General features: G+C 62.6%; 17 protein-coding genes. 11 read left to right on the top strand and 6 right to left on the bottom strand.

Translation table 11 applies throughout. The features are described 5' to 3' along the window. Window positions 1-91: 91 nt before the first annotated feature. Complete coding sequence (locus AC19YY_RS06950; RefSeq protein ID WP_500603995.1) at window positions 92-943, bottom strand: NAD-dependent epimerase/dehydratase family protein; 852 nt, start codon at window positions 941-943, stop codon at window positions 92-94. A 190-nt stretch (window positions 944-1,133) separates the two neighbouring features. Between AC19YY_RS06950 and exbB the strand changes: the two genes are divergently transcribed. The 6 genes from exbB (at window position 1,134) to AC19YY_RS06920 (ending at window position 8,065) form a co-directional block, all read left to right on the top strand. Further along, on the top strand, window positions 1,134-2,147 hold the full coding sequence (gene exbB, locus AC19YY_RS06945) for a tonB-system energizer ExbB (protein ID WP_500603994.1): 1,014 nt from the start codon (window positions 1,134-1,136) through the stop codon (window positions 2,145-2,147). Window positions 2,148-2,153: 6 nt separating this feature from the next. Further along, a complete protein-coding gene (gene exbD, locus AC19YY_RS06940) occupies window positions 2,154-2,579 on the top strand; it encodes a TonB system transport protein ExbD (RefSeq protein ID WP_029289838.1) in 426 nt (141 codons plus the stop codon). Next, a complete protein-coding gene (locus AC19YY_RS06935; protein WP_169955421.1) occupies window positions 2,576-3,322 on the top strand; it encodes a TonB family protein in 747 nt (248 codons plus the stop codon). Before exbD ends, AC19YY_RS06935 begins: the two co-directional genes overlap by 4 nt. A gap of 236 nt (window positions 3,323-3,558) precedes the next feature. Next, window positions 3,559-4,479, top strand: coding sequence for a hydrogen peroxide-inducible genes activator (locus AC19YY_RS06930; protein WP_169955422.1), 921 nt, complete (start codon window positions 3,559-3,561; stop codon window positions 4,477-4,479). A 7-nt stretch (window positions 4,480-4,486) separates the two neighbouring features. After that, window positions 4,487-6,562: an ATP-dependent DNA helicase RecG gene (gene recG, locus AC19YY_RS06925; RefSeq protein WP_057961010.1), complete on the top strand. Its 2,076-nt coding sequence runs from the start codon at window positions 4,487-4,489 to the stop codon at window positions 6,560-6,562. A 102-nt stretch (window positions 6,563-6,664) separates the two neighbouring features. Further along, complete coding sequence (locus AC19YY_RS06920; protein ID WP_170057527.1) at window positions 6,665-8,065, top strand: aminoacyl-tRNA deacylase and HDOD domain-containing protein; 1,401 nt, start codon at window positions 6,665-6,667, stop codon at window positions 8,063-8,065. A gap of 122 nt (window positions 8,066-8,187) precedes the next feature. Here AC19YY_RS06920 and AC19YY_RS06915 read toward each other — a convergent pair whose 3' ends face one another. The 4 genes from AC19YY_RS06915 to AC19YY_RS06900 all read right to left on the bottom strand — a co-directional run bounded on the left by AC19YY_RS06915 (window position 8,188) and on the right by AC19YY_RS06900 (window position 10,672). Beyond that, a complete protein-coding gene (locus AC19YY_RS06915; protein WP_029289848.1) occupies window positions 8,188-8,565 on the bottom strand; it encodes a hypothetical protein in 378 nt (125 codons plus the stop codon). Window positions 8,566-8,851: 286 nt separating this feature from the next. After that, entirely contained in the window at window positions 8,852-9,127 is a 276-nt protein-coding gene (locus tag AC19YY_RS06910; protein ID WP_003213368.1) for an HU family DNA-binding protein, read from the bottom strand. Between the two features lie 190 nt (window positions 9,128-9,317). Then, on the bottom strand, window positions 9,318-10,466 hold the full coding sequence (locus tag AC19YY_RS06905; RefSeq protein ID WP_169955424.1) for an NAD(P)/FAD-dependent oxidoreductase: 1,149 nt from the start codon (window positions 10,464-10,466) through the stop codon (window positions 9,318-9,320). Window positions 10,467-10,504: 38 nt separating this feature from the next. Beyond that, window positions 10,505-10,672 carry a rubredoxin gene (locus tag AC19YY_RS06900; RefSeq protein WP_003213373.1) on the bottom strand — a complete coding sequence of 56 codons (168 nt, stop codon included), beginning with the start codon at window positions 10,670-10,672 and terminating at the stop codon, window positions 10,505-10,507. 196 nt (window positions 10,673-10,868) lie between these two features. On the opposite strand from AC19YY_RS06900, the gene AC19YY_RS06895 reads away from it, so the two are divergent. Next, a complete protein-coding gene (locus tag AC19YY_RS06895; RefSeq protein ID WP_169955425.1) occupies window positions 10,869-11,432 on the top strand; it encodes a chorismate lyase in 564 nt (187 codons plus the stop codon). Further along, complete coding sequence (gene ubiA / locus AC19YY_RS06890; RefSeq protein WP_169955426.1) at window positions 11,432-12,322, top strand: 4-hydroxybenzoate octaprenyltransferase; 891 nt, start codon at window positions 11,432-11,434, stop codon at window positions 12,320-12,322. The genes AC19YY_RS06895 and ubiA overlap by 1 nt, the downstream gene beginning before the upstream one ends. Before the next feature lie 102 nt (window positions 12,323-12,424). Here ubiA and AC19YY_RS06885 read toward each other — a convergent pair whose 3' ends face one another. Further along, window positions 12,425-12,805: a COG4315 family predicted lipoprotein gene (locus AC19YY_RS06885; protein WP_169955427.1), complete on the bottom strand. Its 381-nt coding sequence runs from the start codon at window positions 12,803-12,805 to the stop codon at window positions 12,425-12,427. A 152-nt stretch (window positions 12,806-12,957) separates the two neighbouring features. Here AC19YY_RS06885 and phoB point away from each other — a divergent pair, with 152 nt between their 5' ends. The 3 genes from phoB to AC19YY_RS06870 all read left to right on the top strand — a co-directional run bounded on the left by phoB (window position 12,958) and on the right by AC19YY_RS06870 (window position 16,615). Next, complete coding sequence (gene phoB, locus AC19YY_RS06880; RefSeq protein ID WP_003176964.1) at window positions 12,958-13,647, top strand: phosphate regulon transcriptional regulator PhoB; 690 nt, start codon at window positions 12,958-12,960, stop codon at window positions 13,645-13,647. An 81-nt stretch (window positions 13,648-13,728) separates the two neighbouring features. Then, the gene (phoR, locus tag AC19YY_RS06875) at window positions 13,729-15,015 is read left to right on the top strand and encodes a phosphate regulon sensor histidine kinase PhoR (protein WP_500604086.1); all 1,287 of its coding nucleotides are present in this window, start codon (window positions 13,729-13,731) and stop codon (window positions 15,013-15,015) included. A gap of 259 nt (window positions 15,016-15,274) precedes the next feature. Then, window positions 15,275-16,615 (top strand): hemolysin family protein, encoded by a 1,341-nt coding sequence (locus AC19YY_RS06870; protein ID WP_029289929.1) that lies wholly within the window; start codon window positions 15,275-15,277, stop codon window positions 16,613-16,615. Window positions 16,616-16,705: the final 90 nt, after the last annotated feature.

Here is a 16,705-nt window from a genome sequence, read left to right as displayed (position 1 = left end):
GGAGCTGGCTTGCCTGCAATAGCATCACCTCTGTTTCACTGACACACCGAGCTGCCTGCATCGCAGGCAAGCCCGGCTCCCACAGGAGAGGTCAGCCCTTGAGGATAGCGGCGTAGCCTTCGCGGTAGCTTGGATAGGTTGGCGTCCAGCCCAGCGCCTTGGCTCGCGCATTGCTGCACTGCTTGCTGCCCGCACGCCGCACGCTGGCGTCTTCGGCCCACTCGGTGACCCCAAGGTACTCGCGCAGCCAATCCACGACTTCGGCCAGCGGCGCAGGCGCGTTGTCGACACCGATGTAGACCTTGTCCAACGTACCGCCCTGCTCCACATGCAGCAGCAAAAAGGCCAGCAGCCCTGCCGCATCATCGACGTGGATGCGGTTGCCATATAAAGGTGGCTCAACCGCCACGCGATAGCCTTGGCGCACCTGGCTCAACAACCACTCGCGACCAGGACCATAGATACCGGTCAAGCGTACAGTCGTGGCCGGGATACCGCTGTCCAATGCCACTTGCTCGGCTTCCAGCATCACCTGCCCGGAGTACCCAACGGCATGGGTGGGCGAGGTTTCATCGACCCATTCACCGTTTTGCTGGCCGTAGACGCTGCTACTGGACACAAACAGCAGGTGCTTGGGCTGCTGACCATAGTCATCGAGCCACTCCAGCACATGCTGCAAACCTTCGACATAGGCTTTGCGATAGCCCGCTTCATCGTGGTCGGTCGCAGCCGCGCAGTACACCAGGTAGTCCACGCCACCAATCGGCCAGGTGTCGGGGCATTCCTTTTTGAACAGGTCGCCGGCAATGCCAATCACCCCTTCCGGCAGGCGCGAGACATTGCGTCGCAGGCCATGCACCTCCCATCCCGCGACCAGCAATTGACTCGCCAGCCGACTACCTACATCACCACAACCGGCAATCACCACAGAAGGCGCAGACATCACAAAACTCCGTTCTCAAAGGTCTAGATTAGCCCTCGCAGGTGACCAGCGGCCAGAAAAAGCACAAATAAAGTTACTGTATTACTTCTGTTAACAAGAATTACTTGCAATAATAACGGCCCATTTGTCCTCGGCCCTTTTGCGGCCTGGCAGGGCAATCCCTTATTTTTTCCTCTCAGGTCCGGCCAGCATGACACGCAATAACCTCCCCGCTTCGCCAACCAAGCCTCACAGCCCGTCCCGCGCCTGGCGCGCGATAACTGCGTTGCTGCTCAGCGTCCTGCTGGCTCCGACCGCCGCGTTCGCCGATGCCACGGCACCGGCCACCCCGCCTGCCGCCGCTGCACCAGCCCCGGCTGCAGCCCCAGCACCTGAGCAAAACGCCGCCGCTCCCGGCGCACCGGCTGCCGCACCTGCGGCCACCGACCCGGTCGCAGCCGAAGGTGTTACCCAACAAGATGAAACCGGCGTGGTCCTGGAAGAAGACAACACCCTGGGCATGGCCCACGACCTGTCGCCGTGGGGCATGTACCAGAACGCCGACATCATCGTGAAGATCGTGATGGTCGGCCTGGCTATCGCCTCGATCATCACCTGGACCATCTGGATCGCCAAAGGCTTCGAACTGCTGGGCGCCAAACGCCGCCTGCGCACTGAAATCGTCAACCTGAAAAAAGCCACCACCCTTAAAGAAGCCAGCGAAAGCGCGGCCATCAAGGGCACCCTGGCGCATCTCTTGGTGCACGACGCGCTGGAAGAAATGCGCCTGTCGGCCAACACCCGCGAAAAGGAAGGCATCAAGGAACGCGTGAGCTTCCGCCTGGAGCGCCTGGTAGCGGCCTGCGGTCGCAACATGAGCAACGGCACCGGCGTGCTGGCAACCATCGGTTCTACCGCACCGTTCGTCGGTCTGTTCGGTACCGTGTGGGGCATCATGAACAGCTTCATCGGCATCGCCAAGACCCAGACCACCAACCTCGCCGTCGTTGCCCCCGGCATCGCCGAAGCCCTGCTGGCAACCGCCCTGGGCCTGGTCGCCGCGATTCCGGCGGTGGTGATCTACAACGTCTTCGCACGCTCGATCGCCGGCTACAAGGCCCAGGTGTCGGATGCTTCGGCAGAAGTCCTGTTGCTGGTCAGCCGTGACCTCGATCACCTGCCTACCGAGCGCAGCTCGCAACCGCACATGGTGAAAGTGGGGTAATCGGCCATGGGCCTGCATTTGAATCAAGGCGACGACGAGCTCGTCGAGAACCACGAAATCAACGTCACGCCGTTTATCGACGTGATGCTGGTGCTGCTGATCATCTTCATGGTGGCAGCACCCTTGGCCACGGTGGACATCAAGGTCGACCTCCCCGCCTCCAGCGCGAAACCTGCGCCGCGGCCGGAGAAACCGGTGTTCCTCAGCGTCAAGGCTGACCAGCGCCTGTTCCTGGGCGAAGAAGAAGTCAAATCCGAAACCCTGGGTGCGGTGCTCGACGCGCGGACCCAGGGCAAGAAAGACACGACGATCTTCTTCCAAGCCGACAAAGGCGTGGACTACGGCGACCTGATGAGCGTGATGGATGCCCTGCGGGCGGCCGGCTACCTCAAGGTCGGTCTGGTCGGACTTGAGACGGCAGCCAAAAAATGATCACGACGCGCCACAAACTGACGCGTTATGGCACCAGCCTCGCCGTCGTGCTGGGCGTCCACGCCGTCGCGATCATCCTCGCGTACCAATGGTCGGCACCCCATATGGTGCAGTTGCCACCGGCGGCCATGGTCATCGACCTGGCGCCGATGCCGGCACCACCGCCTCCGGCCCCGCCGAAGGTGGTGACGCCGCCGCAACCGCCGGCGCCGGTGGAAGAGTTGCCCTTACCGAAACTGGCCGAGGCACCCAAGCCGACGATTTCCGTGCCCAAGCCGGTCAAGCCAAAGCCCAAGCCGCAGCCGCCCAAGCCTGAGAAAAAGGTCGAGCAGCCCAAGGAGAAACCTTCCGAGGACCCGCCGAGCGAAAGCCCTCAGAACAACGCGCCTTCGGAAAAGTCGGCCCAACCGCAACCCGGCCCTTCGCCGGCGCAAGTCGCGGCCAAGGCCACCTGGGAAAGCACGCTGCTCGGTCACCTGGCGAAATACAAGAAGTACCCGCCAGGCGCCCAGGCCCGTGGCAAGGAAGGCTTGAACCGCTTGCGGTTCGTGGTGGATGCTGAAGGCAAGGTGCTGTCTTATGAATTGGTGGGCCGTTCCGGCAACGCCGACCTGGACCGCGCCACTCTGGAGATGATCCGTCGTGCCCAGCCGCTGCCCAAGCCACCGGCCGACATGTTGAAAAACGGCAGCATCGAAATCGTTGCGCCGTTTGTCTACAACATCGAGAAGCGTCGCCGCTAACCCCTGTGGGAGCGGGCTTGTGTGGGAGCAGGCTTGCCCGCGATGACGGTGTAACAGTCAACATCCACAATGACTGACACACCGCCATCGCGAACAAGCCCACCCCCACACAAAGCCGCCAACGCCATTAAGCAAAATCCCCCGCACAAACCGCTCAATCCCCAATCTAGTTCTGATAACGTGCGCCTATCGATTGCAGCCGGTATGCTTGGCCCGCAACCTCATGGACGCCCGCTATGACTCTTACAGAATTACGCTACATCGTGACCCTCGCCCAAGAGCAACACTTCGGCCATGCCGCCGAACGTTGCCATGTCAGCCAGCCGACGCTGTCGGTGGGTGTGAAGAAGCTTGAAGACGAACTCGGTGTGCTGATTTTCGAGCGCAGCAAGAGCGCCGTGCGCCTCACTCCGGTAGGCGAAGGCATTGTGGCCCAGGCCCAGAAGGTACTGGAGCAGGCCCAGAGCATTCGTGAACTGGCCCAGGCCGGCAAGAACCAACTGACTGCCCCGCTGAAAGTCGGCGCGATCTACACCGTCGGCCCGTACCTGTTCCCACACCTGATCCCGCAACTGCATCGCGTTGCGCCGCAGATGCCGCTGTATATCGAGGAAAACTTCACCCACGTACTGCGCGACAAACTGCGCAACGGTGAGTTGGACGCGATCATCATCGCCCTGCCGTTCAACGAAGCCGACGTGCTGACGTTGCCACTCTATGACGAGCCGTTCTACGTGCTGATGCCCGCCTCCCACCCGTGGACGCAAAAAGACACGATCGACGCCGGCCTGCTCAACGACAAGAGCCTGCTGCTGCTCGGTGAAGGCCATTGCTTCCGCGACCAGGTGCTGGAAGCCTGCCCGACCCTGACCAAGGGCAACGACGGCGCCAAGCACACCACGGTGGAATCCAGCTCCCTGGAGACCATCCGCCATATGGTGGCGTCTGGCCTGGGCATCTCGATCCTGCCGCTGTCGGCCGTGGACAGCCATCACTATGCAGCCGGCGTGATCGAAGTGCGTCCGCTCACCCCACCCGTGCCGTTCCGCACCGTGGCGATTGCCTGGCGGGCCAGTTTCCCGCGCCCGAAAGCGATTGATATCCTCGCCGACTCGATCCGCCTGTGCTCGGTGGCCAAGCCGCCCGCTGCGAGCTAAGCCTTGTATGACTGAGTTGTCGCAGGTGTCGGTGACGGCACTCAAGGGTGTCGGTGAAGCCATGGCCGAGAAGCTGGCCAAGGTCGGCCTGGAAAACCTCCAGGACGTGCTCTTTCACCTGCCCCTGCGCTATCAGGACCGCACCCGCGTAGTGCCCATCGGCCATCTGCGCCCCGGGCAGGACGCGGTGGTCGAAGGCACCGTCAGCGGTGCCGATGTAGTGATGGGCAAGCGCCGCAGTCTGGTGGTGCGCCTGCAGGACGGCACCGGTGGCCTGAGCCTGCGCTTCTACCATTTCAGCAACGCGCAAAAGGAAGGCCTCAAGCGCGGCACTCGCGTGCGTTGCTACGGTGAAGCGCGCCCGGGCGCCTCGGGCCTGGAAATCTACCATCCGGAATACCGCGCCATTACCGGCGACGAACCGCCGCCGGTAGACACCACCCTCACTCCCATCTACCCGCTCACCGAGGGCCTGACGCAACAGCGCCTGCGCCAGCTGTGCATGCAGACCCTGACCCTGCTCGGCCCGCAAAGCCTGCCCGATTGGCTGCCGCAGGAGCTGGCCCGTGACTACCAGTTGGCGCCCCTGGCGGATGCGATTCGCTATCTGCACCATCCACCGGCCGATGCCGATGTCGATGAGCTGGCCCTGGGTCATCACTGGGCCCAGCATCGCCTGGCCTTTGAAGAGTTGCTGACCCACCAACTGTCCCAGCAGCGCCTGCGCGAAAGCATGCGCTCCCTGCGTGCGCCAGCGATGCCCAAGGCCACGCGCCTGCCCGCGCAATACCTGGCCAACCTCGGCTTTGCGCCGACCGGCGCGCAGCAGCGGGTAGGCAACGAAATTGCCTACGACCTGAGTCAGAAAGAACCAATGCTGCGCCTGATCCAGGGCGATGTTGGCGCCGGCAAGACCGTGGTCGCCGCCCTGGCCGCGCTGCAGGCCCTGGAGGCCGGTTACCAGGTGGCGTTGATGGCACCGACCGAGATCCTCGCCGAGCAGCACTTCATCACCTTCAAGCGCTGGCTCGAACCCCTGGGCCTGGAAGTGGCGTGGTTGGCGGGCAAGCTCAAGGGCAAGAACCGCACTGCCGCCCTGGAGCAGATCGCCGCCGGCGCACCGATGGTGGTGGGTACCCACGCGCTGTTCCAGGACGAAGTGAAATTCAAGAACCTGGCCCTGGTGATCATCGACGAACAGCACCGCTTTGGCGTGCAGCAACGCCTGGCCCTGCGCGAAAAGGGCGTGGGCGGGCGGATGAACCCGCACCAGCTGATCATGACGGCCACCCCGATCCCACGCACGTTGGCCATGAGTGCCTACGCCGACCTCGACACCTCGATCCTCGACGAGCTGCCGCCCGGCCGCACCCCGGTCAACACCGTATTGGTCACCGACACCCGCCGCGTCGAAGTCATCGAGCGCGTGCGCGGCGCCTGCGCCGAGGGGCGCCAGGCGTATTGGGTATGCACGCTGATCGAAGAGTCCGAAGAGCTGACCTGCCAGGCGGCCGAAACCACCTACGAAGACCTCACCAGCGCCCTGGGCGAGCTCAAGGTCGGGCTGATCCACGGGCGCATGAAGCCTGCGGAAAAAGCTGCAGTGATGGCCGAGTTCAAGGCCGGCAACCTGCAATTGCTGGTCGCCACCACAGTCATCGAAGTCGGCGTGGATGTGCCCAACGCCAGCCTGATGATCATCGAAAACCCCGAGCGCCTGGGCCTGGCGCAACTGCACCAGCTACGCGGTCGTGTCGGCCGGGGCAGTGCCGCCAGCCACTGTGTGCTGCTCTACCATCCGCCGCTGTCGCAGATTGGCCGCCAGCGCCTGGGGATCATGCGCGAGACCAACGACGGCTTCGTGATCGCCGAAAAAGACCTGGAACTGCGCGGCCCCGGCGAAATGCTCGGCACCCGCCAGACCGGCCTGCTGCAATTTAAAGTGGCCGACCTGATGCGCGACGCCGACCTGCTGCCCGCCGTGCGCGACGCCGCCCAGGCCCTGCTGGAACGCTGGCCGCACCACGTCAGCCCGCTGCTGGATCGCTGGCTACGCCACGGCCAGCAATACGGCCAGGTCTGACAGACTGCCAGTAGCCGACACCATCACAAACCGCAGTTAGACACACCCCCGCCGAACCAAGCTGGTTATACTCCAAGCAAATGTAGGAAATTGGATCCGGCCATGTCAGAAGTTGCCCACGCCACAGCCCCGCCGACTGCCCCATCGGTCATTCGGGACCTGCTCGCGAAACTCGCCATCAGCTACACGGAAGTCACCGAACACCCAGGCCTTAACCCGGCCCGAAAGGTTCAAGCGGTACTGCTCGATGACGCGGTGGGCGCCCTGATGGTGCTGTTCCCCCAGAGCCAGTTGCTGGATCTCAATCGCCTTACCGAGCTGACCGGGCGCAACCTCACCGCCGTCGCACCGGAGCGCCTGGAGCGCATGCTCGGCAAACACAGCCTGAGCCTGCTGCCCGGCCTGCCGCCGTTGACCAGCTCGCCATGCCTGTATGAAGAACGCCTGCTGCGCGAGCCGACCCTGCTGGTGCACTCGGGCGAAGCCACGGTGCTGCTGGAAATCGCCAGCGATGACTTCAAGCGCATGCTGAGCAAAGCCAGCGCCGCCAACTTCGGCGAGCCCTTGAGCAGCATCCGGCCCAACTTCGATCGCCCTAACGATGACCGCGACGAAATCTCCCAGGCCATGCAGGCGTTTACCGCCCGCCGCATCCAGCAAAGGCTGGAAGCCACCATCGAGATTCCGCCGCTGGCCGACACCGCGCAGAAGATCATCAAGCTGCGGGTTGACCCGAACGCGACCATCGACGACATCACCGGCGTGGTCGAGACCGACCCGGCCCTGGCCGCCCAAGTGGTGAGCTGGGCGGCATCGCCTTACTACGCCTCGCCGGGCAAGATCCGCTCGGTAGAGGATGCGATTGTGCGCGTGCTGGGCTTCGACCTGGTGATCAACCTGGCCCTGGGCCTGGCGCTGGGCAAGACCCTGAGCCTGCCCAAGGACCATCCGCAACAGGCCACGCCCTACTGGCACCAGTCGATCTACACCGCTGCGGTGATCGAAGGCCTGACCCGCGCCATGCCCCGCGCCCAGCGTCCGGAGGCCGGCCTGACCTACCTGGCGGGCCTGCTGCACAACTTTGGTTACCTGTTACTGGCCCACGTCTTCCCACCGCACTTCTCACTGATCTGCCGGCACCTGGAGGTCAACCCGCACCTGTGCCACAGCTATATCGAGCAGCACTTGCTGGGCATCAGCCGCGAACAGATCGGCGCCTGGCTGATGCGTTACTGGGATATGCCGCAAGAGCTGTCCACGGCCCTGCGCTTCCAGCACGACCCGAGCTACGACGGCCAATACGCCGAATACCCGAACCTGGTATGCCTGGCGGTGCGTTTGCTGCGCGGGCGGGGGATTGGTTCCGGGCCTGAGGCCGAGATTCCGGACGAGCTGCTGGAGCGCCTGGGTCTGAGCCGCGACAAGGCTGAGGACGTGGTGAGCAAGGTGCTCGATGCTGAGGTGTTATTGCGCGAACTGGCGTCGCAGTTCAGCCAGGGGTAAAGCTGGTGCCTGTTGTACCGCTATCGCAGGCAAGCCAGCTCCCACATTTTGAGTGCATTCCAGCGTTGGAACTCGGTCAAAAGTGGGAGCTGGCTTGCCTGCGATGAATGCAACTCGGTCTTTCAGGCCTTCTTTTTCTTCGGCTTCAAATACTTGGTCAAGCCCTGGAACCACATCACCAGGGCCGGGTTGCCCTTGATCTGGATCGACTTGTCCTGAATCCCCGTCATAAACGCCAGTTGCTTGTTCTTCGCCTGCATCGTGGCGAAGCCATAGGCGGCGTCTTTGAAGGCGATGGCGAACGCAGGCTCCGGGTGTACGCCCGAGCGGCTGGTGATGCGCTGGTCTTTGACGATGAAGTGGCGGGCGACCTTGCCGTCGAGGGTCTGCAGCTGGAATGCCAGGTCTTTGTCACCCAACTGCTGCTGGAACGCGGGGTTGTTGCGGCTGGCTTTGGCCATCATCAGGCCCAGCACCCACAGGAGAAAACGAAATTTCATGCACACGGCCTCAGTGTAATTATTGGGTGGCCGCAGCAGTTTAACGATTTGCGCGCGGAACGCCACCGATCTCCCGCGTTAGCCGGAGATCGGCTGGCGTTTACCGCTTATAGCAACAACTTGGCTTAAACGTCAGGGCAAGGCATCGGTGCCCAGTCGGTCACTCCAAGCGCCACCCACACAACCGTCGTGGCCCAAGAACGCGCCCCAACAAAAATGGGCACCCGACCCAGTCGGCGTGCCCATTTTTCATACCTCCACGCCTCCCTTCGAGGCGGTGCCGCGCTTACGGGTTGACGCTGTCTTTAAGCGACTTGCCCGGTTTGAACGCTACGGTGTTGCTCGCCTTGATTTTCACCGGCTCGCCGGTTTGCGGGTTTTTGCCGGTGCGGGCGCCACGGTGGCGCTGCAGGAAGGTGCCGAAACCAACCAGGGTGACGCTGTCCTTGCGGTGCAAGGCGCCAGTGATTTCTTCAAGAACGGCGTTGAGGACGCGGTTGGCCTGTTCTTTGGTCAGGTCTGCTTTTTCTGCAATGGCGGCTGCGAGTTCTGGTTTACGCATAGGTGAAGCCTCTTTGACGGTTTTTTGTTGTTATGTCCGTGCTGCTCTCTGCTGGAGCAGCGCCAAGGCGCCGCAGGCTCTACTCTGCGGCAGACGGGAGTGAGGATGGCATGCCATTGGTGCCTGCGCCAGTCTCGCGGCGACCTTTCTAGGGGGAAAAAGGTGCTTATTCCGACAGAACGACCAGCATTTACGCCAGCAGAGGCGGAAGTTCCTTATTCAGGGCCAGTTTTTCCATGACTGCCGTACCGGTAAGCGCATAGCCCAGCAGGCGACCGCTGGCATCGCGGCACAAGGCCTTGATGTCCCCGCCCTGCCCTTCGACACTCCACACGCCTTCAGTGCCCCGTGGCGGTGGTGAGACCACCAGTGGGCACGCCGGGGTTTTCACCGTGACCGGCATCGGCCCGTAGTTGACCGCCGTGGCGTTGCCCGCCAGGGTCTGGGCCAGGGCGCGGGCGCAGCTCATCAGGGGCATGACGTACAACAGGTTCAGGCCATCGACCTCGGCGCAGTCGCCCAGGGCGTAGATATTGGCGTGGGAGGTCTTGAGGTGGCGGTCGACCATGATCCCACGGCTGATTTGCAGGCCGGCCGCAGCCGCCAGGTCCACCCGGGGGCGCAGGCCGATGGCGGAAACCACAAGGTCGCAATCAATCACCGTGCCATCGGACAGGTGGGCCTCCAGGCCGTCAGCCGTGCGTTGCAGGCGGTTAAGCACCGGGCCCAGGTGGAAGCGTGCGCCCAGGCCTTCCAACCCGGCCTGCACCGCTGCAGCCGCCGCCGGGTGCAGCAGGGTCGGCATGACTTGCTCGCACGGTGCCACCAGGTCGATGGTGTAGCCACCCAGGATCAGGTCGTTGGCAAATTCACAGCCGATCAGGCCCGCACCCAATAGCAACACCCGGCGCTTGCCGACAGCGGCGTGGCGAAAGCGCGCGTAGTCTTCCAGGTCGTTGATCGGGAAAATCAATTCAGCGGCATCGCCCTCGACGGGCACCTGCACAGTCTGGGCGCCCCAGGCCAGGATCAGGTCGCGGTAGGCCACCGCCTCCTCGCCGATCCACAGGCGCTTATGCCCAGGGTCGATCCCACTGATTCGGGTATGGGTGCGCACCTCGGCCTTGAGTTGCTCGGCCATGGCGCCAGGGGTCGCCATGCTCAGGCCATCGGCATCCTTGTTTTTGCCAAAACCGGTGGAGAGCATGGGCTTGGAGTAGGAACGCCCATCATCCGCGGTGATCAGCAACAGCGGGGTTTCGCTGTCGAGCTTGCGAAACTCCCGAGCCAGGTTGTAACCGGCCAAGCCCGTACCGATGATCACGACAGGTGCGCTCATTCCATTCTCCTTGTAGTGCATTTCTTAAATTCAGCGAATCAACCGATTTCGATCATTTCAAAATCCATTTTGCCGACGCCGCAGTCCGGGCACAGCCAGTCTTCCGGGACGTCCTGCCACAGGGTACCTGGGGCGATCCCGTCATCCGGCCAACCGTCCTTCTCGTCATAGATCAGGCCACAGACTACACATTGCCACTTCTTCATTACTTGCTTCCTCAGGGTCCAGGCTTACTGGCCGACGGTCGATAGATCCAGCATTGCCGTGCGGCTCAGGGCGTTTTGTACTGATCGGGGCGCCCAGATGCAAGCATGTTCGACCCAATGTCCCGGCACACGCCGGCAACAATCCAGGCTGCCATGGTAAGCTCGGCGCCTCATTAACTGCCAATAATGACTCCCCGTGCCGCATTCGATTGCCGTTCCCGATGCCTGCCAATGGCTGAACCAGAGCCTTCTGCGCCCTCTGCCCGCCCCCCCTGCCCTTGACTGGCTGTTCGATGAAGGCTCGCTGACCCGCCGCCTGACGCACCTGTCCAACGATGGTTTCAGTGTTACGCCGCTGTACGAAGGCTGGCAGCCCCTGCGAGACGACGAATGCGCCGCCCTCGACCTGCCAGCGGCCAGTATTGGCTGGGTACGCGAGGTGTATTTGCGCGGTCACGGCCAGGCCTGGGTGTTCGCCCGCAGCGTGGCGGCGCGCAGTGCCTTGCAGGGCGATGGCTTGCATATGGATGAGTTGGGCAGTCGCTCCCTGGGCGAGTTGCTGTTTTGTGACCAGGCCTTCACCCGCCAGGCCATCGAGGTCTGCCACTACCCACGCGCCTGGCTGCCGCAAGCCGATCAGGCCAATGGCTTGTGGGCGCGGCGCTCGCGCTTTGATCGCGGCGCGTTGAGCGTGTTGGTGGCGGAAGTGTTCCTGCCGAGCCTGTGGCAAGCCGTGCAGCAATCTGCGGAGGATTGCTGATGTACCAGCGCCTGCTCCAATCCCTGAACCGCTTGAACCCACGGGCCTGGGACTTTGTGCAACTGACGCGGATGGACAAGCCCATCGGCATCTATCTGCTACTGTGGCCCACCCTGTGGGCACTGTGGATTGCCGGCAAGGGCTCGCCATCGTTGAGCAATATCGTGATTTTTGTGTTGGGCGTGACCCTGACCCGGGCGGCGGGCTGCGTGATCAATGACTGGGCTGACCGCAAGGTCGACGGCCATGTGAAGCGCACCGCGCAACGCCCGTTGGCCAGCGGCAAGATCAGCTCCAAAGAGGCCCTGGTGTTCTTTGCGGTGCTGATGGCCATCAGCTTTTTGCTGGTGCTGCTGACCAATGCCGCCACCATCTGGCTGTCCCTGGGCGGCCTGGCCCTGGCCGTCAGCTACCCCTTCATGAAGCGCTACACCTATTACCCGCAAGTGGTGCTCGGCGCGGCGTTTTCCTGGGGCATGCCCATGGCGTTTACCGCCGAGACCGGCAGCCTGCCGGCCATTGCGTGGCTGCTGTACATCGCCAACCTGCTGTGGACCGTGGCCTACGACACCTACTACGCCATGACCGACCGCGATGACGATCTGAAAATCGGCGTCAAATCCACCGCGATCCTGTTTGGCGATGCCGACCGGATCATCATCCTTACCTTGCAGGGGCTGGCGCTGCTTTGCCTGCTACTGGCGGGCTCACGCTTCGAACTGGGCGGCTGGTTCCACCTGGGGCTGGTGGCGGCGGCGGGGTGTTTTGCCTGGGAGTTCTGGTACACCCGGGATCGGGACCGGTTGAAGTGCTTCAAGGCGTTTTTGCACAACCATTGGGCAGGGTTGGCGATTTTTCTCGGGATTGTGGCCGACTACGCCTTCCGATAATGCCCTGTAGCTTGTAGGAGCCGGCTTGCCGGCGATGAGGCCAGCAGCCCTGCGGTGATTTCAGGGCCGCCATCGCCGGCAAGCCGGCTCCTACAGGGGAGATTAGGGCTTGGCGACCTTCCAGGCGCCGTCCATTTTGCCGTCGCCGGTCGCATCGCCGGCCTTCTTGTCGGCGATGAAGGTATACAGCGGCTTGCCGTCATAGGCCCATTGGCTGGTGTTGTCGTCACGGGTGATGACGGTCCACTTGCCCATCGGTTTATCGGTGGACTCGGCCTTCAACGGCGGCCAGTTGGTGGCGCACTTGTCGTTGCAGTTGGACTTGCCGTCGGCATCCTTGGCAAAGGTATAGAGCGCCATGCCCTTGTGGTCCACCAACATCCCGTCTTTAGTCATGGCCGGGTCCGCCGCGACAGCCAGTGTCGGCAGCGTCAACGCCGCCGTGACCAGCAGGGCTTTCCAGGAAAAAATACCTTGAGTCATCAGAACCTTCCTTTTGCGGTTGTCAGGATTCGGACTCAAAGCGTAGTTCAGGACTAGGCCGATTGCGCAGGCCAGTAAAATACTGTCACACGACTGCAATAATTCCGTTATCTAATGCGGCGCAAGACAGTTAAATGACAAGAGGACTTAGCATGGTTGGCAGGAGCATTCTGATCGTTGACGACGAAGCGCCCATTCGCGAAATGATCGCCGTTGCGTTGGAAATGGCCGGCTATGACTGCCTGGAGGCAGAGAACTCCCAGCAGGCCCACGCCATTATCGTCGACCGCAAGCCGGACCTGATCCTGCTGGACTGGATGCTGCCCGGCACCTCTGGCATCGAGCTGGCCCGGCGCCTCAAGCGCGATGAGCTGACCGGGGATATCCCGATCATCATGCTCACCGCCAAGGGCGAAGAGGACAACAAGATCCAGGGCCTGGAAGTCGGCGCCGATGACTACATCACCAAGCCGTTTTCCCCACGGGAACTCGTTGCACGTCTGAAGGCCGTGCTGCGCCGCGCCGGCCCGACCGATGGCGAGGCGCCGATTGAAGTCGGCGGCCTGCTGCTGGACCCGATCAGCCACCGCGTGACCATCGACGGCAAGCCTGCCGAAATGGGCCCCACCGAATACCGCCTGTTGCAGTTCTTCATGACCCACCAGGAACGCGCCTATACCCGTGGGCAATTGCTGGACCAGGTGTGGGGCGGCAATGTGTATGTCGAGGAGCGCACCGTGGACGTGCACATCCGCCGCCTGCGCAAAGCCTTGGGCGATGCCTACGAGAATCTGGTACAAACCGTGCGCGGTACCGGCTATCGGTTTTCCACCAAAGGCTGAGCCAGCCCTTCCCAGACTTAACAGCCGACAAGGACGCATGTTCAAGTGAACCAAAACTGGCATGGCACCCTGATCCGCCACATGCTCCTGCTGGTCACCGGCTGCCTGTTGGTCGGCCTGATCAGCGGCTACTACGGCTGGAGCCTGGCCATCGGCCTGGGCCTCTACCTGGGCTGGACCCTCAAGCAATTGCTGCGCCTGCACGAGTGGCTGCGCCAGCACAAACCCGACGAAGCACCACCCGACGGCTACGGCCTGTGGGGCGAGGTGTTCGACAGCATCTATCACCTGCAACGCCGCGACCAGCGGGTGCGGGGCCGCCTGCAAGCGGTGATCGACCGGGTCCAGGAGTCGACGGCCGCGCTCAAGGACGCGGTGATCATGCTCGACAGCGACGGCAACCTGGAATGGTGGAACCGCGCCGCCGAGACCCTGCTGGGCCTCAAGACGCCCCAGGACAGCGGCCAGCCGGTGACCAACCTGGTACGCCATCCGCGCTTCAAGGAATACTTCGAGCAGGATAACTACGAAGAAGCCCTGGAAATCCCGTCGCCCACCAACGATCGGGTGCGCATCCAGCTGTACCTCACGCGCTATGGCAACAATGAACACTTGATGCTGGTGCGCGACGTCACCCGCATCCATCAGTTGGAACAGATGCGCAAGGATTTCGTCGCCAACGTCTCCCACGAATTGCGTACGCCGCTGACGGTGATCTGTGGCTACCTGGAGACGCTGCTGGACAACGTCGAAGGCGTCAACCCGCGCTGGAACCGTGCCTTGCAGCAGATGCAGCAACAGGGCTCACGCATGCAGACCCTGCTCAACGACCTGCTGCTGCTGGCCAAACTGGAAGCCACCGACTACCCCTCGGACAACCACCCGGTGGCCGTACAGAGCCTGCTGCAGACCATCAAAAACGATGCCCAGGCCCTGTCCGGCGAGCGCGGCCAGATCATTACCCTGGAAGCCGACCCGTCGGTGCTGCTCAAGGGCAGCGAGGGCGAATTGCGCAGTGCTTTTTCCAACCTGGTGTTCAACGCCGTGAAGTACACCCAGGACAAAGGCACGATCCGCATCCGCTGGTGGGTCGATCAGCAGGGGGCGCACCTGAGCGTGCAGGATTCGGGGATTGGTATCGACAGCAAACACCTGCCACGCCTGACCGAGCGTTTCTACCGCGTCGACTCCAGCCGCAACTCCAACACCGGCGGTACGGGGCTGGGCTTGGCAATCGTCAAGCACGTGCTGTTGCGCCATCGGGCCCGCCTGGAAATCAGCAGCGTCCTGGGCCACGGCAGCACCTTTACCTGCCACTTTGCGCCGACGCAGGTCAGTCGTTCGCAAGCAATCGCGACGAAGGATTAATCTGAAAATAACCCCCACCCTCCTGTGGGAGCTGGCTTGCCTGCGATAGCATCACCTCGGTGCATCTGTAAGACCTAGGCGCCTGCATCGCAGGCAAGCCAGCTCCCACATAAGCCCAATGCAGCAGGCATTCACGGATCCGCCCGGCAGCCGCCACTAGGCAAGCGCCCCTTCAGCCGCTACATTGCCTGACTTGTGCCCGCCCTTGAGGCACAGCCATCACCCCTTTTTGAATACACGGAACCCGCAAAACCCCATCATGGACCCTTCCCCTGGTATCACCCTCGCGACACTCTTCGCCGATTTCGGCATGATTCTTTTTGCACTGATCCTGGTACTGCTCAACGGTTTCTTCGTTGCGGCGGAATTTGCCATGGTCAAACTGCGCTCCACCCGGGTCGAGGCCATCGCCCACACCAACGGCTGGCGCGGGCAGATCCTGCGCACCGTACACAGCCAGCTCGACGCGTATCTGTCGGCCTGTCAGTTGGGTATCACCCTCGCCTCCCTGGGCTTGGGCTGGGTCGGTGAGCCGGCTTTTGCGCACATCCTGGAGCCGTTGCTGGGGGCCATGGGCGTCGAGTCGCCTGAAGTCATCAAGGGCGTGTCGTTCTTTGCCGCCTTCTTCGTGATTTCCTACCTGCACATCGTGGTCGGTGAGCTGGCGCCCAAGTCCTGGGCCATTCGCAAGCCCGAGCTGCTGTCGCTGTGGACGGCGGTGCCGCTGTACCTGTTCTACTGGGCAATGTACCCGGCAATCTACCTGCTCAACGCCAGCGCCAACGCGATCCTGCGCATCGCCGGCCAGGGCGAGCCCGGCCCCCATCACGAGCACCATTACAGCCGCGAAGAACTCAAGCTGATCCTGCACTCCAGCCGTGGCCAGGACCCAAGCGACCAAGGCATGCGCGTGCTGGCCTCGGCCGTGGAAATGGGCGAGCTGGAAGTAGTGGACTGGGCCAACTCGCGGGAAGACCTGGTGACCCTGGACTTCAACGCGCCGCTCAAGGAAATCCTCGCGCTGTTCCGCCGCCACAAATTCAGTCGCTACCCGGTGTACGACCCGGTGCGTGGTGAGTTTGTCGGCCTGCTGCACATCAAGGATCTGCTGCTGGAACTGGCGGCCCTGGATCATATTCCCGAGTCGTTCAACCTGGCCGAGCTGACCCGCCCGCTGGAGCGCGTGTCGCGGCACATGCCGCTGTCGCAATTGCTCGAACAGTTCCGCAAGGGCGGCGCGCACTTTGCCCTGGTAGAGGAAGCCGACGGCAACATCATCGGCTACCTGACCATGGAAGACGTGCTGGAAGTGCTGGTGGGCGATATCCAGGACGAACACCGCAAGGCCGAGCGCGGCATCCTCGCCTACCAGCCGGGCAAACTGCTGGTGCGTGGTGACACGCCGCTGTTCAAGATCGAGCGCCTGCTGGGCATCGACCTGGACCACATCGAGGCCGAAACCCTCGCTGGCTTGATCTACGACACCCTCAACCGGGTGCCGGAAGAGGAAGAAGTGCTGGAAGTGGAAGGCCTGCGGATCATCATCAAGAAGATGAAAGGCCCGAAAATCGTGCTGGCCAAGGTCCTGATGCTCGACTAGGGCACACCCCCTGTAGGAGCGAGCTTGCTCGCGAAGGACGTTAACGATAACGCTGGGATCCTGACACCCGGCAGCGCCCTCAGGTTTTTC

The sequence above is a fragment of the Pseudomonas sp. MF09156 genome (assembly GCF_059862305.1).
Note: the sequence above shows the minus strand (reverse complement) of the source record. Positions and strands in the feature narration are given on the sequence as shown.